Origin of the sequence: Sphingobacterium sp. UBA7249 (assembly GCF_002472835.1) — a bacterium.
Lineage (GTDB): Bacteria > Bacteroidota > Bacteroidia > Sphingobacteriales > Sphingobacteriaceae > Sphingobacterium > Sphingobacterium prati.
Genome location: NZ_DKST01000004.1, coordinates 110,798 through 128,180 on the forward strand (window position 1 = coordinate 110,798; position 17,383 = coordinate 128,180).

Sequence of the window (17,383 nt, forward strand, 5' to 3'; positions counted from 1 at the left end):
TTAATATTGAATTAGTCTAAATTATTTGTCGGCGCAAACATACGACTATTTCGGTTATTTAGACTGATTTAAAATAAAAAACATATATGTTTTTTATAAATTCGTAGTAGAAGGTTTTCAAGTGCTTCGGATTATTGAAAACATGAACATACCATTCTTTAAAAAAAATCTAACCACATCAATTGAATAGGCCACAAACAGTACAGGCCTTACGAATCGTAAATAACAGTATGCGAATTGTAATTGGCAAAGTATATAAAGAAATAGACCTGATATATTTGGAATTAGGAGATCAACACAATACCGATCAAGGTATGGATGTTTTTCATTAGGTTAGAAGAAAGCCGCTTGGGATTCCCCATTCCAGCGGCTTTTATTTTGTAATTTTTTGATTGTGGGATTTTTATCTATCATTGGTTCGGTTGGCCATCAGCAAGTTTGTGTACTGTCGTTAGGAGAATTTTTATCTTATTCCTTTGTTATTCTGAATTTTATATAGGTTGGATAGGTATTTTTATATATCTTTGATAAAGAACCAAAAGCCTTTAGCCTTCCTGCTTTCAACATGGGAATATTTTGACTTTTTGGGAACGAGTAATTTTTGAATTATGAAATATCTTTTTGTATTGTTGCTCGGTTTATTCTTATTGTCAAGTTGTGACAAGGAGGAAGTTGATCCAGATTCTATGGAGATCGACGGGGGCGCATTATCTAAAAAGTTTCAATTTATTGGTCGTTCTGTCGGTTTTTCGGTAAACCAGATCTATGTGGACCAAACCATAGATAAAAATTTTTATTTAGGGACGGTGTGGGGATTGAAAGATACTATGCCTACAGTAGAGTTGGAATCCTTGCGTGGTCGCTATAAATCTTTCAAAATAACAATAGTACCAACGACTTCTGCAATTTCAGGTTCCAAAATTACTCCAACTTTCGAGGGAATTCGTTCCTATGCCCGTAAAAATAAAAATGCCGAAGCGGTTATGTCGGGTTTTTCTATCACAGATTTTTTTGATTATGAGTCGATCCGCTATCACCTCAATAATAGTCCTGACGTAGATAGTGTTTTAAGGCTTGCTGAACACAATGATTCAACAACAATCAAAAGAGCATATAGTTGCTTGATGCGCAGCGAAAATATTGCATTTTCATTAATCGCGGAAATCAATGAGTTTTCGTCTGCCTTTAGCAGGAGTGATGTTTCGCAGTTAAAGCAAGCGGGAATTAATCCATATTATACGAATGTAGTGAACTACGGTACACATGTGATAATGATGGGCGAAAGTGATTATCCGCGAATTGATTTTAAAAACGTACTCGATAAACTGTTGGATGGTCAGCGACTGAGTGAGGATGAAGAAAACATCTTAAATGCTTCAGACCTGTTGATTTATTTACGTGGTGGTAGAAAGGAAAGCTTTATCAGACGTGAAAGTGGTTTACAGGGAATAATGAAACTGATAAAAGAATTTAAGAAAGAGTTTGAAAAACAAAGCAAATCATTTGATTTTCCCATAAGCTATTCAATGAGAAACCTGGACGATTTTTCACCGTTGAAGTTCTGGTATTCTTATGATTTTCTTGTTCGTGAGGAGGAAAATAATTAATGATAACAGTGTGTATCGTTACAGTCCTTTATAATGTGCGGATACCCTACACACTTTACCTTGTTGATCCAGTTCCATATATTCTGCCGATAAGGAATTATTGACACTTTTATAAAAGAGTATTATCGAGTTGACTCCTTCGAGTATATGGAAAAGCTCAAAATGTAAATCCGGGTATTTTTCAAGAGCTTTTTGGAAATATGTTTGTAACTCTTGTTTATTGTTTATGCATCCGGCCGTATTGACTCCCATTTTTTGAATGACAGGTGAACAAAAATTAATGTTTTCGCTGTAATGCTGCATAATTGCTTCTAAATCATGTTGGTTCCATGCATCTATCCAATGCTGAGCTAGCAATAAGGGTTGATAAGAATCAGATTGTGTTGTATTCATAATATATAGTGGATAATTCTCAAATAGCAATATTAGAACTTATTTCAAAAAAGTTAAATCAATATACGTAGTTTCTAACATTTTATAGGCACACTATTATAAATGGAGCCGCTGACCACAGATTATTTCTATTATAAATTGAACAAACGGTTGCGTTTCGTATCGAGTTGTCAAAGCTAATAATTCTCATTATCATCGCGAGACTATACTCAATGGGTACATAAATAAGATAATTGTGAAAAAATATATATTCCTGACAACAATTCAGATGTTGTCTTCTTTACTGTTGTCGGCACAAACGACGAAAACCGACGCTTCATTGCGATTATTGGGGACCCGGAGCTGGATTCGTGTGGACATGAAGGATAGTCTGTCAAATTTGTCGGGTGCGAAAGTCTTTTGGTCCAAAACGAGTAGGAAGCCATCTGTAGCCAATGTCGTATTAGGTAAAGGTACAAAACGTTATTATATTCAACAGGTGGATCCAGAGACGACGTATTATATTTGGGTAGAGTCTGCAACTGGTAACCTCTTGGCTCAAGGGAAGTCCTATACTTCTAAAAGTTGGGAATTGGACGAGGCTGAACTTGAGGAAGTACAAAAAAAACCAAGTTCAGGAGCTGTTCCGCCTGGCATGGAAGTTTATTGGCAGGATGAGTTTAACGATCAGCTCTTAAACCGGAACAAATGGAGTACCAATTATTTTTCATCTTTGAATTATCTGAATGAAAAATCAAAACAGGAGATGCTGCAGGATCGGTTACCCCAACCAGCTTATACACTTGATGGAGATGCAATCAACCTTTATGTAAACGATACTATCCCAACCCGAATTTTTACAGAAGGTGGGAACCAAAAAATTTCATCCATTCAAACCTACGACTGGAAAACGAATGAAAATCTACTGGACAATAGTAAGGGCGGTTATTTTGAGGTAAGAGTAAGACGCAATCGCCAGGGTAATCCAAAGGGAACAAATACTGCATTTTGGTTCGATTCACCCGGACCAGATATTCGTTATTATCTTCAGGAGGGATCTGAAGCGGGTGGAATAAAGGGGATACGTCCAAAGGGACAGCTTTTCGAAATCGATGTATTTGAGTATATCACGGCGCAGTTTGTGATTCATGGACATGTTGATTCAAAAGGGGTATTTCAACGTAACCTTGCGACACATATTGCCGAAGGTTACGAACATGTAGGACAATGGGTTACGCATGGTGTTTTATGGACACCAACAAGTATCAAACACTACATAAATGGTAACCTAATCAAAGAATACACCAATAAAAACCAAATCTATTCACCTAATCATTTTATGAATATTTTTCTGGGTGCGTATGGATCCGAAGGTGGAGTGAATATGGAGGTTGATTATATGCGGGCCTACAATTGGCCTTTGAAGGATGGAAATGAACTTCCTAATCCTGATTTTGAAGGTAGGGCTGGGTTTTCGCCCTGGGAAGGAGACGTAAGGGTAGAGGACGGAGCTGGAGAAAAGAGGAGTAAAGCAGTGGTATTGGCATCGGGGCAGAAAATTGAGCAATATGTTTATCTGGATCCAGAACAGTTATTTAACCTTACATATTGGGGTAAGGGGGGGAATATAAAGTTAGAGGTAGATGATGTGACTGTTGTCACCGGAAAACTGTCAAGCTTAAAGCAACAAATGCAGAATTTAGGTAAGAAAGGCAAGAAACGAGACATTAGTTTTGTAACCGGTCAGGAAATCAAACCAAATAAAAAAATTGTGCGAATCACATTTACGAATACAAGTAAGGACAGGGTATATTTGGATAATATAATCCTAAAGAAAAAATAGGTTCTAGTATGTTTTAACTCGTAATATGTAATAACAAAAGTATGGCTCCATAATCGATTTTTATTCAGATATGGGGCCATTTGCTTGATTTATCGATTATAGGGATATTCCTGTATCCAATGAAAAGAGCGCTTTATCAATTCTAGTTTTTGATGATCCTGTTTGATGAGTTTAATTTTTTCTATACGGTTTTCAAAAGTTTTCGTCAATAAGATATCTCCATTGATCTCGATTTCATAATCGTATTGATAATTGTTCAATGTAAGTTTCCGCTGTTGCGAATCAATTAATACAGAAAGGGGCTGCGGATTGTAGTCTATGTCACGGACAAAGGCACGATCGTTGTCATGCTGAAAAATGATCAGTCGCCATCCCTTCGGAATGGTTTTGATATTTTCATCATTCTTTTCAAAATGGTAGATTCCGTAGAGTGGTGATTTTCTATAATATGCGTTTATCATCTCCCGAGTTTTAAAACCACCAACCACCTGCTGTGCCCCAAAGATGGTAAGTATCAATATTTTGATGATGACAAGTCCTTTTCTCTTCCAGGCCTTATTAAATAAGGGTTGTTGGCTAGTGATCAACTGTGCTGGTTGCCCTTTTATAAATAAGGAAAACAGTGATTGTGCGAAAGGCAGTAACAAAAACAGTGAAAGTAAAAACAGTGCGGTCGAAATCATTTTCACAGGGACATCGTAAAAATAATTAACGGACATAATGTTGATGCTAGTGACAATAGTAACCAAAGCTCCCAATACAACCGTTTTTCTGAATAAAAGTAATCCTGACGATATTTCGGCTATGCCAATGAGGATATTGTAGCCTTTAGAGAAGCCAATAAATGTCCAGGCCAATCCCATTGGCGAATATTCGCCCAAAGGCTGCATGAGCTGTGTCAGCGATGGCGGTCGCATCTGCAAATGCATTACTTTGATTACACCATAGTTTATCAACATGAGTGCAATATAGTAACGTATCGCTGTGGTCAGCCAATAATATAAAGTTTCATAGTTTGGGCGCTTTGAATCCAATAGAGACCAGATAATTGCAACCGCTGAAGCTATGATCACCAGGAGGAGTAACGATATCCAGCCATAGGAAGTGTCTCCACTGCCATTAATAAAAATCGCATAATCGTATTGATACCGTAAAACGGTTTTCGCAAACCAGGGAGTGAGCCAATGCATAAAGTCGGTTAGCGGTCTGCTGATGTACCCGAAAATAGGAAAAGCACCATTATTGAATACAAATAGGAATGAAAAGATGAAAATAAATGAAAATCGGAAGATGAATTTCTTTGGCGGAGACCATATTTTGATACTGTTTTCGGTACTAAAAGTCATAATGAGAGTTTATAACAGGTAATTTAATATTTATTCGTTGAATTAAGTACTTAAATAATTAAATAGGTAATAAGATATGTTTTTCCTTGTTTCACGGAAGTTATTATCTTGTTTTGGAATATCAATAGCATGGATAAGATCAAAGATTATTCTATTTGAAAAAAATGAAACGTGAATTTACCTTACTTGAGGATTCGGCGAAGACCAGGTATGTCAATCTGATACAGGAACAGCCTGAGCTGATTAAAAATATTCCTTTAAAATACCTTGCATCATATATATAGGAATCAGGCCTCAGTCGCTGAGTAGGATAAGGAAGGAAATTTCTTGACAATTGTTCATTGATAGGGAAGAAGAGGGGCATTAACTTTGAAAAAAAGATTATGAAACCACTTTTTGGTTTATTCATTGTATTTGCTATTGGCAGCTTGGCTATATCACAATACAAAGGTCACATGGATTATGATCTGGCGAGAAAAATCGCACTCGCTGCGACATTATTGTTCACTTCTCTCGGACACATCATCTATACCAAAGGAATGATGCTGATGCTACCTGATTTTATTCCGTTAAAAAAAGAAATGATCTATTTGACTGGGGTATTGGAAATTTTAGCTGCTTTCGGTGTGTTTGTACCATCTTTAAGCCGTCTTACGGGTATACTTTTGATTGTCTTTTTTATCCTTATACTGCCGGCAAATATTCGTGCCTGTATAAGACATCTAAATTATGAGACTGCAACATACGACGGGAAAGGTATAGAATATTTGTGGTTTCGAATCCCATTTCAATTATTGCTAATCTGCTGGACTTACTATTTTGTATTGTATTAACTTAACGTGTTTTCTTTTTAACCTAAATATAGCAATAAGTTAACATTGAAAATGTTTAGTTTTATTTAACAATATTTTATTTTTGCTAAACATTTAATGGTGAATAGATGAAAGAAGCGATCAAGATGGTGGTGTTTGATATGGCAGGTACTACTATAAATGAGAATAATATAGTTTATAAGACACTTCAGCATGTGATTAATGACATCGGTGGTTATAAACTCACATTGGCAGAGATATTAGAGCATGGAGCTGGAAAAGAAAAATTTCAGGCCATTCAGACGGTATTAAAAAAATGTGTGAATGTGGAAGACGAGCAATTGGCAGAGAAAATATTTCAGTCATTTTTACAAGCACTTGAAAATGCTTATGAAATAGAGAGTATTTATCCGAATTCAAATGCGAATGAACTTTTCACAATCTTAAATGACATGAATATCCTCCGGGTATTAAATACAGGATATGACCGGAAAACAGCAGAATCTCTTTTAAAAAAACTTAATTGGGTCGTAGGACGGGATATTGACGCATTGGTCACCGCGTCTGATGTACCTAAAAACCGACCTTACCCGGATATGATTGATTTTGCGAGAACAAAATTTGCTATTACAGATCCGGCACTCGTTGTGAAAATAGGGGATTCAATCATTGATATACAGGAAGGTCAAAATGCGGGTTGTGCATTAAGCATTGGCATTACGACCGGGGCTCATCGTTCTGATCAGCTAAAATCAGCTAATCCGGATTATATTATCGATGATCTATTGGAAATTGTTCCGATTATTGAGGAATATCATACCCCAAGTCAGGTGGTTTAATGAAATGACGATCATCTATGATATAGAAATGCAAATGATATAAAACAGAAAGAGACCGATAGGACGGTCTCTTTCTGTTTTAATATAAGTTTAATCACTAATCTATTGCATTTGTATACCTTCCATCGAATTTTGGTTTTTATTTTTCTTGAACATATTCATGTCCATTTTACCAAAACGATAAGATAGATTCAACTTGACCAGCTGTGGATTGGACAGACGATAGTAGTTTTGGAAGAAACCATCACCCGAAGACACAATGGTATTGCCACGGGTTCTAAAAATATCGTTTACAGCCAACGTCACGGAAGCTGCCTGGTTTTTCAAGAAACTTTTCTTGATGGCAAAATCGATCCCATAAAAAGGCTTAATGTATCCCTGAGACGAGCTTTGTGCCTGATTCATCGGTGGACCAAAGGTTTGATTTTGTGTGACAGGCATATTTGTTTTTCCTTGGTATTCAAAAGCGAGCTGTAGGTTCCAGTTCTTTTTCAGATTGAATGTATTATTCAGTTTTCCAAAAACTGTCCACATACCTTCTGCTGGTGTATTATCATCTATTTCAATTTTTGAATTATAGAAATTGAGGTCTGCCGTCAGATCCCACCATTTTTTTAAGTTATTGGTGTAAGTAAACTCAGCTCCATAGTTCTTGCTTGAATTCGCATTGATATAGGTGTTGATAAAATCCATTTTATCAGTAATGGGATTGAGTTCTTGTGTCAGGTAACGGGTAATCAGGTTGGTGGTATATTTGTAATAAACCGAAGCCAAGAAAGTACCTTTACCATGCGTCCGGCTATAGGATAGTTCACCCGAGGTCGTAAACTCCGGAACGAGGTCGGGATTACCACGTGTAATATTTAAGCTGTCTGTATAGTCAACGAATGGAATTAACTGAAAGAAGTTAGGGCGATTGACACGACGGGTGACACTCATCTGTAGCTGATCTTTCTCTGTTAGTTTCTTGCTCAAGAATAGCGAAGGAAAGAGACTAACCGGATAGCTGTTGTGGAATTTTTGGTTTGTGTTGATTAGCTCACCGTCATAAGTGGAATTTTCTACACGTAAACCGACTTTATAAGATACCCAATCTTTGAGGTTGCCACCCAGCGAAGCATAAGCAGCATAGACCGTATTCTTATTGTCATAATTCGCAGATGCCGCAGTGATATCTTTAAATACATCTTCACCTAAGGCTTTGAGGGAATTCGTATTCAGGTTTTTGAGTTTGTTGATCTGTGCGCGAAGTCCAGTCTCCAATTTCATTCCATTTTTGAATGGTTTAACATAATCTGCCTGTACAGTCATAAATTTGTTGTCACCGGATCCGATATTTTTTTGAATCTGTGAGCCGATGATATTTTCTGTACTTTCTAAATAATTGGTGGTGTAAAGTCCATTGGATTTGTTTGTGCCGCCAAAATAATTGAAGTCTACCGTCAATTCTTCACCCTCGGTTTTGAATTTCTGAACAAGACCTGCCTGTAAACCTCTTGGTTTGAAACTACGTTCGGATTCGGAAATTCTATTGCTATTGCCTTGTGATTTCGTCGTTATCATTGTATTTTCATTGGGACGAAATTTACCTTCGACCAGGATGCCAGCAACAGATAGGGTCGTGCGTGGACTAAGGTCATAGTCTAATCCCAGTCTTCCAAAGGTGATCATTCCTTTCGTTTTCCCTTCGATATCCTGATTAACTTCAGAACTAATGTCATTAATTATGCTGTTCCGATAGCTATCACCTTCGGTATTTGTCCGCATACGCATATTCATTCCTGTGAGGGATATGTTGAATTTGTTTTGACGGAGATTAAGGCTTCCCATAAAATTGGTTCCGCCGAAACGATCGGCTCCAAGGGTAACCATACCATTGTAACCTGTTTTCTTGTTCTTCTTCAGAATAATATTTAGAATACCAGCCATACTTCCCGAGGCATCATATTTAGCAGAGGGATTGGTGATGATTTCGATCTTTTCGATTACGTCAGCAGGTATTTGGTCTGGTGTTAGTGTCGTTGGCTTTCCGTCTACAAAAATGGTGGGTGCGGCATTCCGGAGTTTGACATTCCCATCGATATCGACTTGTACAGAAGGCATATTGCGCATGACGTCAATTGCTGTACCACCAGTAGCTACAATATTCTTTTCTACATTATATACTTTTTTGTCGATGTCCATTTCAAGTAAGGCTTTACGTCCAGTGACTGTCACCTCATCTAGCTTTCGATTATCATTTTCCAATGTGATATGACCGAGGTCTTTATCCAAAATTTTGCTGTCGGATCCAAAGTCGACTGGGATATCTTTCGCGGTATAACCTACAGAGCTTATTTTTAATTTCCATTTGTCTCTAGTGGAGAGCGCGGTAAAGCTGAATTTTCCATTTTCGAGTGAACTTGTGCTTTTGAATAAGATTTCTCGTTCTTTGCCCGTGGTGGACTGCTCATTAATTACCCGTAGCAGATTGACAGAAGCTTGTGCTATTGGTTTGCCTTGAGGATCTACGAGTTGACCTGTGAGTTTTCCTTCGGCGATGGCGAAACTACTTGGACGGCCAGCCGGCGGTGTTTGCGCATGTGATGTGGCAACAGCGGTTGACATTAGGAGTACTGCTATGATTTTCTTCATTTTTTTTACTGTAATTATCGCTTAGCCCATATCAGGCCAATAGATATCAAGCAAATTTGGAAATCATTTTTGTACTATACAATCATCTGTAGACGGAAGGGTTGAATGTGTAGACGAATGTATGTTGTCAGATCATGTTATCTTTATTCGATGTTATTTTTGTATGGAGTTGTTCGATATTTTTGACATATTTTTTGCCCACCGGCAGAGCAACTTCACGCAATGTAAGTTTTGTAAGTGTGCAATGTTCGATTCTGGTCTTGTTGACAATAAAGGAATTGTGTATCCGTACAAAATCGTTTGCCGGTAGTAATTTTTCCATACCACGTAAATTGCTACGGGTTAGCAACGGAACTTGTCGGTCAACCAAATAGATTTTTACGTAATCTTTTAGACCTTCGATATAACTGATTTCGTTGAGAAAAATCTTGGTTTTTTTATATTCTACATGGACAACAATATGATCTTTCTCGTTGAAGTGTTTGGTTTGTCGCGCAACGATGTCCTCTACTTTACGGATTGCAGTGGTGAGGCGTTCTTTTGAGATAGGTTTTAAAAGATAATCTACTGCATTTAATTCGAATCCCTCAACAGCATATTGATGGTATGCTGTCGTAAATATAACTAAAGGCGGATCTTGAAGTTCACGGATAAATTGCGTTCCTAGCTGCCCAGGCATTTGAATGTCCAGAAAAATCAAGTCTACAGGATGTTTTTTTAGATAGTCAACGACTTCGATGGGAGAATTGAATTTTTGTAGAATTTCAATTTGCGTGAAATTCAGCAGGTCGTCTTCCAGCAAATTAAGTGCGAATGGTTCGTCGTCAATTAGTATACATTTAATCTTCATCTGTCATTAGTCTGAGGGTCACTTCAAAATATCCATCCGTTGTTCTTTGGATGGAAAGATCATGTCGATTGGGATAGAGTAACTGTAATCGTCGTTTTACATTTGTCAGCCCGATACCTTCATTTAATCGAGACTCTGTATATAGCAATATCTTATTCACCGATTTAAAAGCGATCCCACCGGGAATATCCACAAACTGAAACTGTATGTATGGTATGTTTTTACTATCGACTCCATATTTAAAGGCATTTTCTACAAAATGAATAAATAATAATGGTGGGATCATTCTATTCTTGACTGCACGATCGATTTTAAGGTCGACATGTCCTTCAATTGGGAGCCTTAATGTCTGTAAAGCGATGAAATTGCGCATGTGGTCGATTTCTTTAAAAAGTTCGACTTTCGGACCATCAACTTCATATAGAATATAACGCAGTATTTCGGATAGTTTGACTATTGTACCTTCGGAATCCGGAGATTGTTTACGAATCAGCCAACGAATATTGTTGAGCGTGTTGAATAAAAAATGTGGACTGATCTGAAGCTTTAAAATTGTCAATTCTGCAGTTGTCTTTTCAAGTGCGATCTGTTTATTAAGCTCTTTTTGTCGGGCCTGTTCGTCATAAAGGAAGATCATGGATGAGGTAATCATGCAGAGTGAATAGATAATTCCTGGTCCGATCACCAATCGCACAAAAAGTACATTTTCCTTTTTAAGGTGAGCTAATTCACCATCGGGATTAAAATACACGATAGCGTAATTGAGTAGCACATAAGCAAAAAAGCCGAACGCGATCAGTGCGATGAAAATCTTTCGACGGCCAAAGAAGTATCTAGGCGCGACGACGTAACAATGTAGATAAAAACTGCTCGCCAGAAATATGATATTGCCAAGATGCGATAATGCCGAATAGATTTTGAAATCAGCGATTTTATCCGGTTGATAAAGATAGGTGATGAAGGGAAGGAAAAGAAGAATGATCCATATCACAATATGTAAATAGAATTTTTTAAAGAATCTACTGATCATGGGGACGTTCTTAATGTTACTGCTCTTTTTGGACTCTCCTCAAAAATATAAAAATATTTGTGATACACGCATGTTATCTGTTGTATAGAAGACATAAGTTTTGGTTCAAATCGTTGCGTATCGAAATATTTTCTGAATAATGACGGTTGCAACCGCATAGACTCTTCAAAATAGTTTTGTATTTTGCATTAATAAACTTGATTACGTGACATTCAATCCGAACCGATATCATACAATGCCTTACAGGCGATGTGGAAAAAGCGGCATCCAGCTTCCGGTTATTTCCCTTGGGCTATGGCAAAATTTTGGTGATATTGATCAGAAGGAAGTGTTTAGGCAGGCCCTATATACAGCTTTTGACAATGGCATTACACATTTTGACCTAGCGAATAATTATGGTCCACCGCCCGGTAGTGCGGAGGGAAATTTGGGGGCAATATTGGCTACAGATTTTGTTGCACACCGGGATGAACTTTTGTTGTCTACAAAAGCCGGGTACACCATGTGGGATGGGCCCTATGGCGATTGGGGAAGCCGTAAATATTTGATGGCAAGCCTGCATCAGAGCCTAAAGCGTTTAAAATTGGACTATATCGATATTTTTTATCATCATAGACCGGATCCCCATACACCATTAGAAGAAACGATGGCTGCGCTAAGTGATATCGTACGACAGGGGAAGGCACTTTATGTAGGCCTATCCAATTATCCTGCAGATCTGGCGAAGAAGGCTGTTGCTATATTGAACGATCTTAGATGCCCTTGTTTGATTCATCAACCAAAGTACTCCATGTTGGTGCGCACCCCAGAAGATGCCCTGTTGGATGTGTTGGATGAAGCGGGAGTCGGCATTATCGCTTTTTCACCTTTGGCACAGGGCTTACTGACTAATAAATACCTACAAGGTAGTATTCCAACAGATTCCCGGGCTTCGAAAGAACATTTTTTAAAGAGTGCTGCAATTACACCCGAGCTTATTACAAAATTGTCTGATTTGAATGAACTTGCATTGCAGCGTGGACAATCGCTGGCACAAATGGCGATTGCATGGTTATTGAAGGATGAACGCCTGACTTCGGTCTTGGTCGGGGCAAGAAATAGTACACAATTGACTGATTCGTTAAAGGCGCTTGAAAATTTGAGTTTTGGTAAAGAAGAACTCAATCGGATAGCGGATATTCTTTCCTTATGTTAATGTCGATACACAATAAATGCAATGCCTATGTCTGTCTTTAAAGCCACATTGGAGATTATAGGAATCAATCCCTTTGTTTTTGTACCTGAAGATATTTTGCATAATCTCTTTAAGGAAGCCGGAATCAACAAGGGATATATCCCTATTAGAGGCAAGGTAAATGGTAAAGATTACAAACAGACCTTGTTGCGCTATAAAGGTGAGTGGAGGTTGTACATTAATACGGAGATGCTGACAAATTCACCCAAACGAATTGGTGAAACATTGGAATTATCTGTTGTTTTTGATCCAGCTGATCGAAGTTTAGTTCCGCACCCCCAACTTGAGCAGGCATTGGCAGAAAATGAAGAGGCAAAAGCTGTCTTTGAACGTTTGGCGCCATCCAAAAGAAAAGAGATTATTCGTTATATTTCTTTTTTAAAGACGGATGAAAGTCGACGTAAAAATATCGAAAAGGCAGTGGTTTTTTTGCTTGGTAAAAATCGGTTTATTGGCCGCGAAAAACCTGAATAAAAAGCGAGAATGGAAGGTTAGATCAAAAAAATAAGAAATGGAAAACGCGAAGATAAGATGGGGAATCATAGGTTGTGGTGATGTTACAGAGAAAAAGAGCGGTCCTGCATTTAACAAGGTTGAAGGTAGTAAATTGTTAGCTGTAATGAGGAGAGATGCCATTAAAGCTGCAGATTATGCTGAGAGACATCACGTACCGAATTGGTATTCAACGGTGGAGGAGCTGTTGGATAATCCGGCATTGAATGCCATCTACATTGCAACGCCGCCATCTTCACATTTTGAATATGCTTTGAAAGCACTTGAAGCGGGGAAAGATGTCTATGTGGAGAAGCCGGTTACATTGAACGCGCATGAAGCGAGGTTGCTTTTGGACGCAGTGACAAGGAAAAATGGTAAGCTAGTTTGTTGCGCATTATCGAAGGCAACTACCTCTATTTCTAAAAGTTAGAGAATTATTGAAAGCGGGACAAATCGGAGCTATTCGGACAGTTCAGCTCCGGCTATGGCAGAGTCGGTCGCCAGAATTGGTGACTAAGGGGGCTGCAGAGTGGCGTACAGATCCAACAATATCGGGTGGTGGATATTTTTTCGATCTTGCACCACATCAATTGGATCTGATGCTGTATTTTTTTGGTAAACCCATTTCTTACGAGGGATTTAGTCAGATCCAAGATCCAGTAAGTACTGTTGCTGATCATACAACTGGAACGATATTGTTTGAAAATCACGTAATCTTTAATGGAAGCTGGTGTTTTAATGTCAGGTCAGAAGATAATATAGATCGTTGTGAGATTATTGGTAGTCAGGGAAAGATTACCTTTTCGATATTTGGTAATTCTGTAACAGTTGAATATGGTCGCCAGAAAAAAGAATATGTATTTGAGCATCCCGAGCATATACAATTTCCGATGATAGCTAGTACTGTGGCATTTTTTCAAGGGAACGGCCCAAATCCTGCTTCCATGGAGGAGGCTTCGACACTAATGGAAATCATTGACTGTTTTGCTATGGTAAAATAAATAAAGGACCGTCATACGAGCGATTTTTCAATTTCTGAAATTTTAAATTTTCGACCTGGGAATATTAATGAGCAATTGTTTATGATAAGCCAGCAAATTTATAAGAGGCTCGTGATCAATGAAAAAGCGATCGGATAATTTTGCAAGTAAATGAAAACTAAAGAGGTATGCAAACAACAGTGCGATTTAGGCCTGATGCCATTATTATAGGTGCTGGTTTGGCAGGATTAACTGCAGCAATGGAAATTACCAGAGTAGGAAAGAAGGTGCTTCTACTAGATCAGGAAACAGAAAAAAATATTGGGGGACAGGCATTTTGGTCTTTTGGGGGGCTATTTCTTATCAATTCACCACAACAGCGGCGTATGGGAATAAAAGATTCCCTAGAGCTCGCACGGCAAGACTGGCTGGGTACAGCGGGATTTGACCGGACTGAAGACTACTGGCCTCGTCAATGGGCAGAAGCCTACCTGAAATTTGCTGCTGGGCCGAAATATAAGTATATAACTCAGCTAGGTATTAAATTCATGTTTATGGTTGGTTGGGCCGAGCGTGGAGATGGCAGTGCTTCGGGTCACGGAAATTCAGTTCCTAGATTTCACGTAAGTTGGGGAACGGGAACAGGAGTCGTCAAACCATTTATCGAAAAAGCTTATACTGCCCAAAAAAACGGATTATTGCAATTTAAATTTAGGCATCGGGTTACGAAGCTGATTACTGAAAACGGTGCTGTGAAAGGGGTATTCGGTGAAATTTTAGAAGATGATAATAAAGAAAGAGGTGCCGCTACGAATAGAAACGTAATCGATATGTTTGAATACCATGCTCCTCATGTTATCATTGCATCGGGAGGAATTGGCGCTAATCACGAATTGGTACGAAAAAATTGGCCAGAACGATTGGGTAAAGCACCATCTACTATGATCTCGGGAGTTCCGGCATATGTCGATGGAAAAATGATTGGTATAGCCGAAGAAGTGGGAGCGCATATGATCAATAAGGATCGAATGTGGCATTATACAGAAGGTATCCATAATTGGGATCCAATTTGGCCCAATCACGGTATTCGAATTCTGTCGGGGCCATCTTCACTTTGGTTTGATGCAAGAGGTAATAGGCTTCCTGCTCCATTCTTACCTGGATTTGATACCTTGGGGACGCTAAAGCATATACAAGACAGCGGGTACTCTTATTCCTGGCTCATTTTGACACAAAAAATCATCAAAAAAGAATTTGCTCTTTCCGGCTCTGAACAAAATCCAGATATCACTAATAAGGATTATAAGCTGTTTGTCAAACGAATTTTCGGTAAAAAAGCCCCCGGGCCAGTTGAAGCATTTAAAGAGAAAGGAATAGATTTTATTGTTTCGGATACATTATCAGACTTAGTGCATCAAATGAACCTGTTGTCTGGAGAGCCTCTGCTAACGTATGAATCTATTGAATCACAGGTCGTAGCAAGAGATCGCGAGCTGGATAATAAATTTTCAAAGGATACGCAGATCAATTACATCCGTAGTACACGGAAATATATTGGAGATAGGCTTGGGCGGGTTTCATCTCCACATAAAATTTTGGATTCAAAGAATGGACCACTGATTGCTGTACGTTTACATGTACTAACACGTAAGACATTGGGAGGTCTTAAGACGAATCTTGACGCACAAGTCTTGACAATAAACGGTGATCCTATCGAAGGATTGTATGCTGTTGGCGAGGTAGCGGGTTTTGGTGGTGGTGGCATGCATGGATATAGAGCATTGGAAGGGACATTTTTGGGTGGTTGCATTTTTTCGGGTATGAAAGCAGGAGTGCACATTGCTGGAAAACCTGCGTCTACTTGATAATAAATTGCAAATCATTCCAGTGGAAGGAGTGATTCCTCTATTTTTTTTCCTGATACTCAAGATAAAATGTTATATTAGTTATTTTTAGAGAAGCTGTGAATTAATCGGCTTACTAAAAATATTTTAGAAATAATCAAAATAAACCAAACTAAGCAATGAAAAGAAAAGATTTTATCCGTAATACGGGAATACTGACGGCCGCAACGCTATTTGCCAATACAAACGCTTTCGGTTTTCAAACACAAACTGTACGTGTTGGATTGATCGGAGTAAATGGAATGGGGTGGTCCAACCTAAATGCAATATTGAAGGTGCCTGGTGTCCAATGCACAGCACTTTGTGATGTAGATGAAAACGTACTTAACAAGCGGGTTGAGGAATTAAAAAAACGAAATATTACGGTCAAAACTTACATAGAATATAAAGAACTGCTCAAAGCAAATGACGTAGATGTTGTGATTGTGGCCACACCCGACCATTGGCATTGTTTACATATGGTAGACGCTGTTGCAGCAGGAAAGGATGTATATGTTGAAAAGCCTATTGGAAATTCCATTCGGGAATGCGAACTGATGGTTGCAGCAGCAAAAAAGTATAAGCGTGTTGTGCAGGTCGGGCAATGGCAGCGCAGCCAACAGCATTTTAGAGATGCAATGGCGTTTGTTCATGGCGGAAAACTAGGCAAAATCCGTTTGGTTAAAGCTTGGGCTTATCAAGGCTGGATGAAAAGTATTCCTGTGCTGGCTGATGCTCCGGTGCCGGCAGGTGTACACTATGATAAGTGGCTGGGGCCTGCTCCAAAGCGAGCTTTCAACGCTAATCGTTTTCATTTCAATTTTAGGTGGTACTGGGATTACGCTGGTGGCTTAATGACAGATTGGGGAGTACATATGTTGGATTACGCTTTGATCGGAATGAAGGTTGCTGATCCGGTATCAATTATGGCCGCCGGAGGAAAATTTGCTTATCCGGATGATGCAGCTGAAACACCGGATAGCTTAACGACAGTGTACGAGTTTGATGGATTCAATGTTCAATGGGAGCAAGCAACGGGAATAGATCTTGGCCCTTATCAAAAAACACATGGTGTCGCTTTTATTGGCAATAACGGGACACTGGTCGTCAATCGTGAAGGCTGGGAGGTTATTCCTGAAAAGGGCCGTATGGAAGCTGTTGCTTTTCAGCCCTCAAAAGATAATGGGCTAGATAAACATATGGTCAACTTTATAGAAGCTGTTCGGAATAAATCCAGTGAAGTACTTCATGCACCAATAGAAGCAGGAGCACATATTGCCATTTTCGCTCAGATGGGAAATATAGCTTATCGAAGCAAGAAGAAATTATTTTGGGATAAAAATAAACGCACTTTTAATGATAAAGATGCAGACCGTTATTTGGCTAAAAGTTATCAGAATGGATATAGTATGCCTATGATATAATGGCGTATTTCGATAGACCAAAAGTTTCTATCGA

Annotated in this window: 15 protein-coding genes; 10 read left to right on the forward strand and 5 right to left on the reverse strand. The window is 38.7% G+C overall.

All coding sequences use genetic code 11. The features are described 5' to 3' along the window. The first annotated feature begins 608 nt into the window (after nt 1-608). Entirely contained in the window at nt 609-1,607 is a 999-nt protein-coding gene (locus tag B4A24_RS02965; protein WP_293942504.1) for a hypothetical protein, read from the forward strand. Nucleotides 1,608-1,625: 18 nt separating this feature from the next. On the opposite strand, the gene B4A24_RS02970 is transcribed toward B4A24_RS02965, so the two are convergent. Then, nucleotides 1,626-2,000, reverse strand: coding sequence for a YybH family protein (locus tag B4A24_RS02970; protein WP_293942505.1), 375 nt, complete (start codon nt 1,998-2,000; stop codon nt 1,626-1,628). Between the two features lie 235 nt (nt 2,001-2,235). Here B4A24_RS02970 and B4A24_RS02975 point away from each other — a divergent pair, with 235 nt between their 5' ends. Further along, nucleotides 2,236-3,822 carry a glycoside hydrolase family 16 protein gene (locus B4A24_RS02975; protein WP_293942507.1) on the forward strand — a complete coding sequence of 529 codons (1,587 nt, stop codon included), beginning with the start codon at nt 2,236-2,238 and terminating at the stop codon, nt 3,820-3,822. An 89-nt stretch (nt 3,823-3,911) separates the two neighbouring features. Here B4A24_RS02975 and B4A24_RS02980 read toward each other — a convergent pair whose 3' ends face one another. Continuing rightward, a complete protein-coding gene (locus tag B4A24_RS02980; protein WP_293942508.1) occupies nt 3,912-5,168 on the reverse strand; it encodes a hypothetical protein in 1,257 nt (418 codons plus the stop codon). A gap of 383 nt (nt 5,169-5,551) precedes the next feature. Here B4A24_RS02980 and B4A24_RS02985 point away from each other — a divergent pair, with 383 nt between their 5' ends. Beyond that, complete coding sequence (locus tag B4A24_RS02985; protein WP_293942510.1) at nt 5,552-6,001, forward strand: DoxX family protein; 450 nt, start codon at nt 5,552-5,554, stop codon at nt 5,999-6,001. A 107-nt stretch (nt 6,002-6,108) separates the two neighbouring features. Then, on the forward strand, nt 6,109-6,819 hold the full coding sequence (locus tag B4A24_RS02990) for an HAD hydrolase-like protein (RefSeq protein WP_293942512.1): 711 nt from the start codon (nt 6,109-6,111) through the stop codon (nt 6,817-6,819). A 102-nt stretch (nt 6,820-6,921) separates the two neighbouring features. On the opposite strand, the gene B4A24_RS02995 is transcribed toward B4A24_RS02990, so the two are convergent. The 3 genes from B4A24_RS02995 to B4A24_RS03005 all read right to left on the reverse strand — a co-directional run bounded on the left by B4A24_RS02995 (nt 6,922) and on the right by B4A24_RS03005 (nt 11,333). Beyond that, a complete protein-coding gene (locus tag B4A24_RS02995) occupies nt 6,922-9,453 on the reverse strand; it encodes a TonB-dependent receptor domain-containing protein (protein WP_293942514.1) in 2,532 nt (843 codons plus the stop codon). A gap of 127 nt (nt 9,454-9,580) precedes the next feature. Beyond that, on the reverse strand, nt 9,581-10,303 hold the full coding sequence (locus B4A24_RS03000) for a LytR/AlgR family response regulator transcription factor (protein WP_293942516.1): 723 nt from the start codon (nt 10,301-10,303) through the stop codon (nt 9,581-9,583). Beyond that, nucleotides 10,293-11,333: a sensor histidine kinase gene (locus B4A24_RS03005; protein WP_172394720.1), complete on the reverse strand. Its 1,041-nt coding sequence runs from the start codon at nt 11,331-11,333 to the stop codon at nt 10,293-10,295. The genes B4A24_RS03000 and B4A24_RS03005 overlap by 11 nt, the downstream gene beginning before the upstream one ends. Nucleotides 11,334-11,568: 235 nt before the next feature. Here B4A24_RS03005 and B4A24_RS03010 point away from each other — a divergent pair, with 235 nt between their 5' ends. The 6 genes from B4A24_RS03010 (at nt 11,569) to B4A24_RS03035 (ending at nt 17,349) form a co-directional block, all read left to right on the forward strand. Beyond that, nucleotides 11,569-12,528: an aldo/keto reductase gene (locus B4A24_RS03010; protein ID WP_293942654.1), complete on the forward strand. Its 960-nt coding sequence runs from the start codon at nt 11,569-11,571 to the stop codon at nt 12,526-12,528. Nucleotides 12,529-12,555: 27 nt separating this feature from the next. Next, nucleotides 12,556-13,041, forward strand: a complete 486-nt coding sequence (locus tag B4A24_RS03015; RefSeq protein WP_293942519.1) for a YdeI/OmpD-associated family protein — start codon at nt 12,556-12,558, stop codon at nt 13,039-13,041. 37 nt (nt 13,042-13,078) lie between these two features. Further along, the gene (locus B4A24_RS03020) at nt 13,079-13,492 is read left to right on the forward strand and encodes a Gfo/Idh/MocA family protein (RefSeq protein ID WP_293942521.1); all 414 of its coding nucleotides are present in this window, start codon (nt 13,079-13,081) and stop codon (nt 13,490-13,492) included. A gap of 7 nt (nt 13,493-13,499) precedes the next feature. Further along, complete coding sequence (locus B4A24_RS03025) at nt 13,500-14,063, forward strand: Gfo/Idh/MocA family protein (protein WP_293942523.1); 564 nt, start codon at nt 13,500-13,502, stop codon at nt 14,061-14,063. 167 nt (nt 14,064-14,230) lie between these two features. Beyond that, a complete protein-coding gene (locus B4A24_RS03030) occupies nt 14,231-15,907 on the forward strand; it encodes an FAD-binding dehydrogenase (RefSeq protein ID WP_293942525.1) in 1,677 nt (558 codons plus the stop codon). 158 nt (nt 15,908-16,065) lie between these two features. Then, nucleotides 16,066-17,349 (forward strand): Gfo/Idh/MocA family protein, encoded by a 1,284-nt coding sequence (locus tag B4A24_RS03035; RefSeq protein WP_293942527.1) that lies wholly within the window; start codon nt 16,066-16,068, stop codon nt 17,347-17,349. Nucleotides 17,350-17,383: the final 34 nt, after the last annotated feature.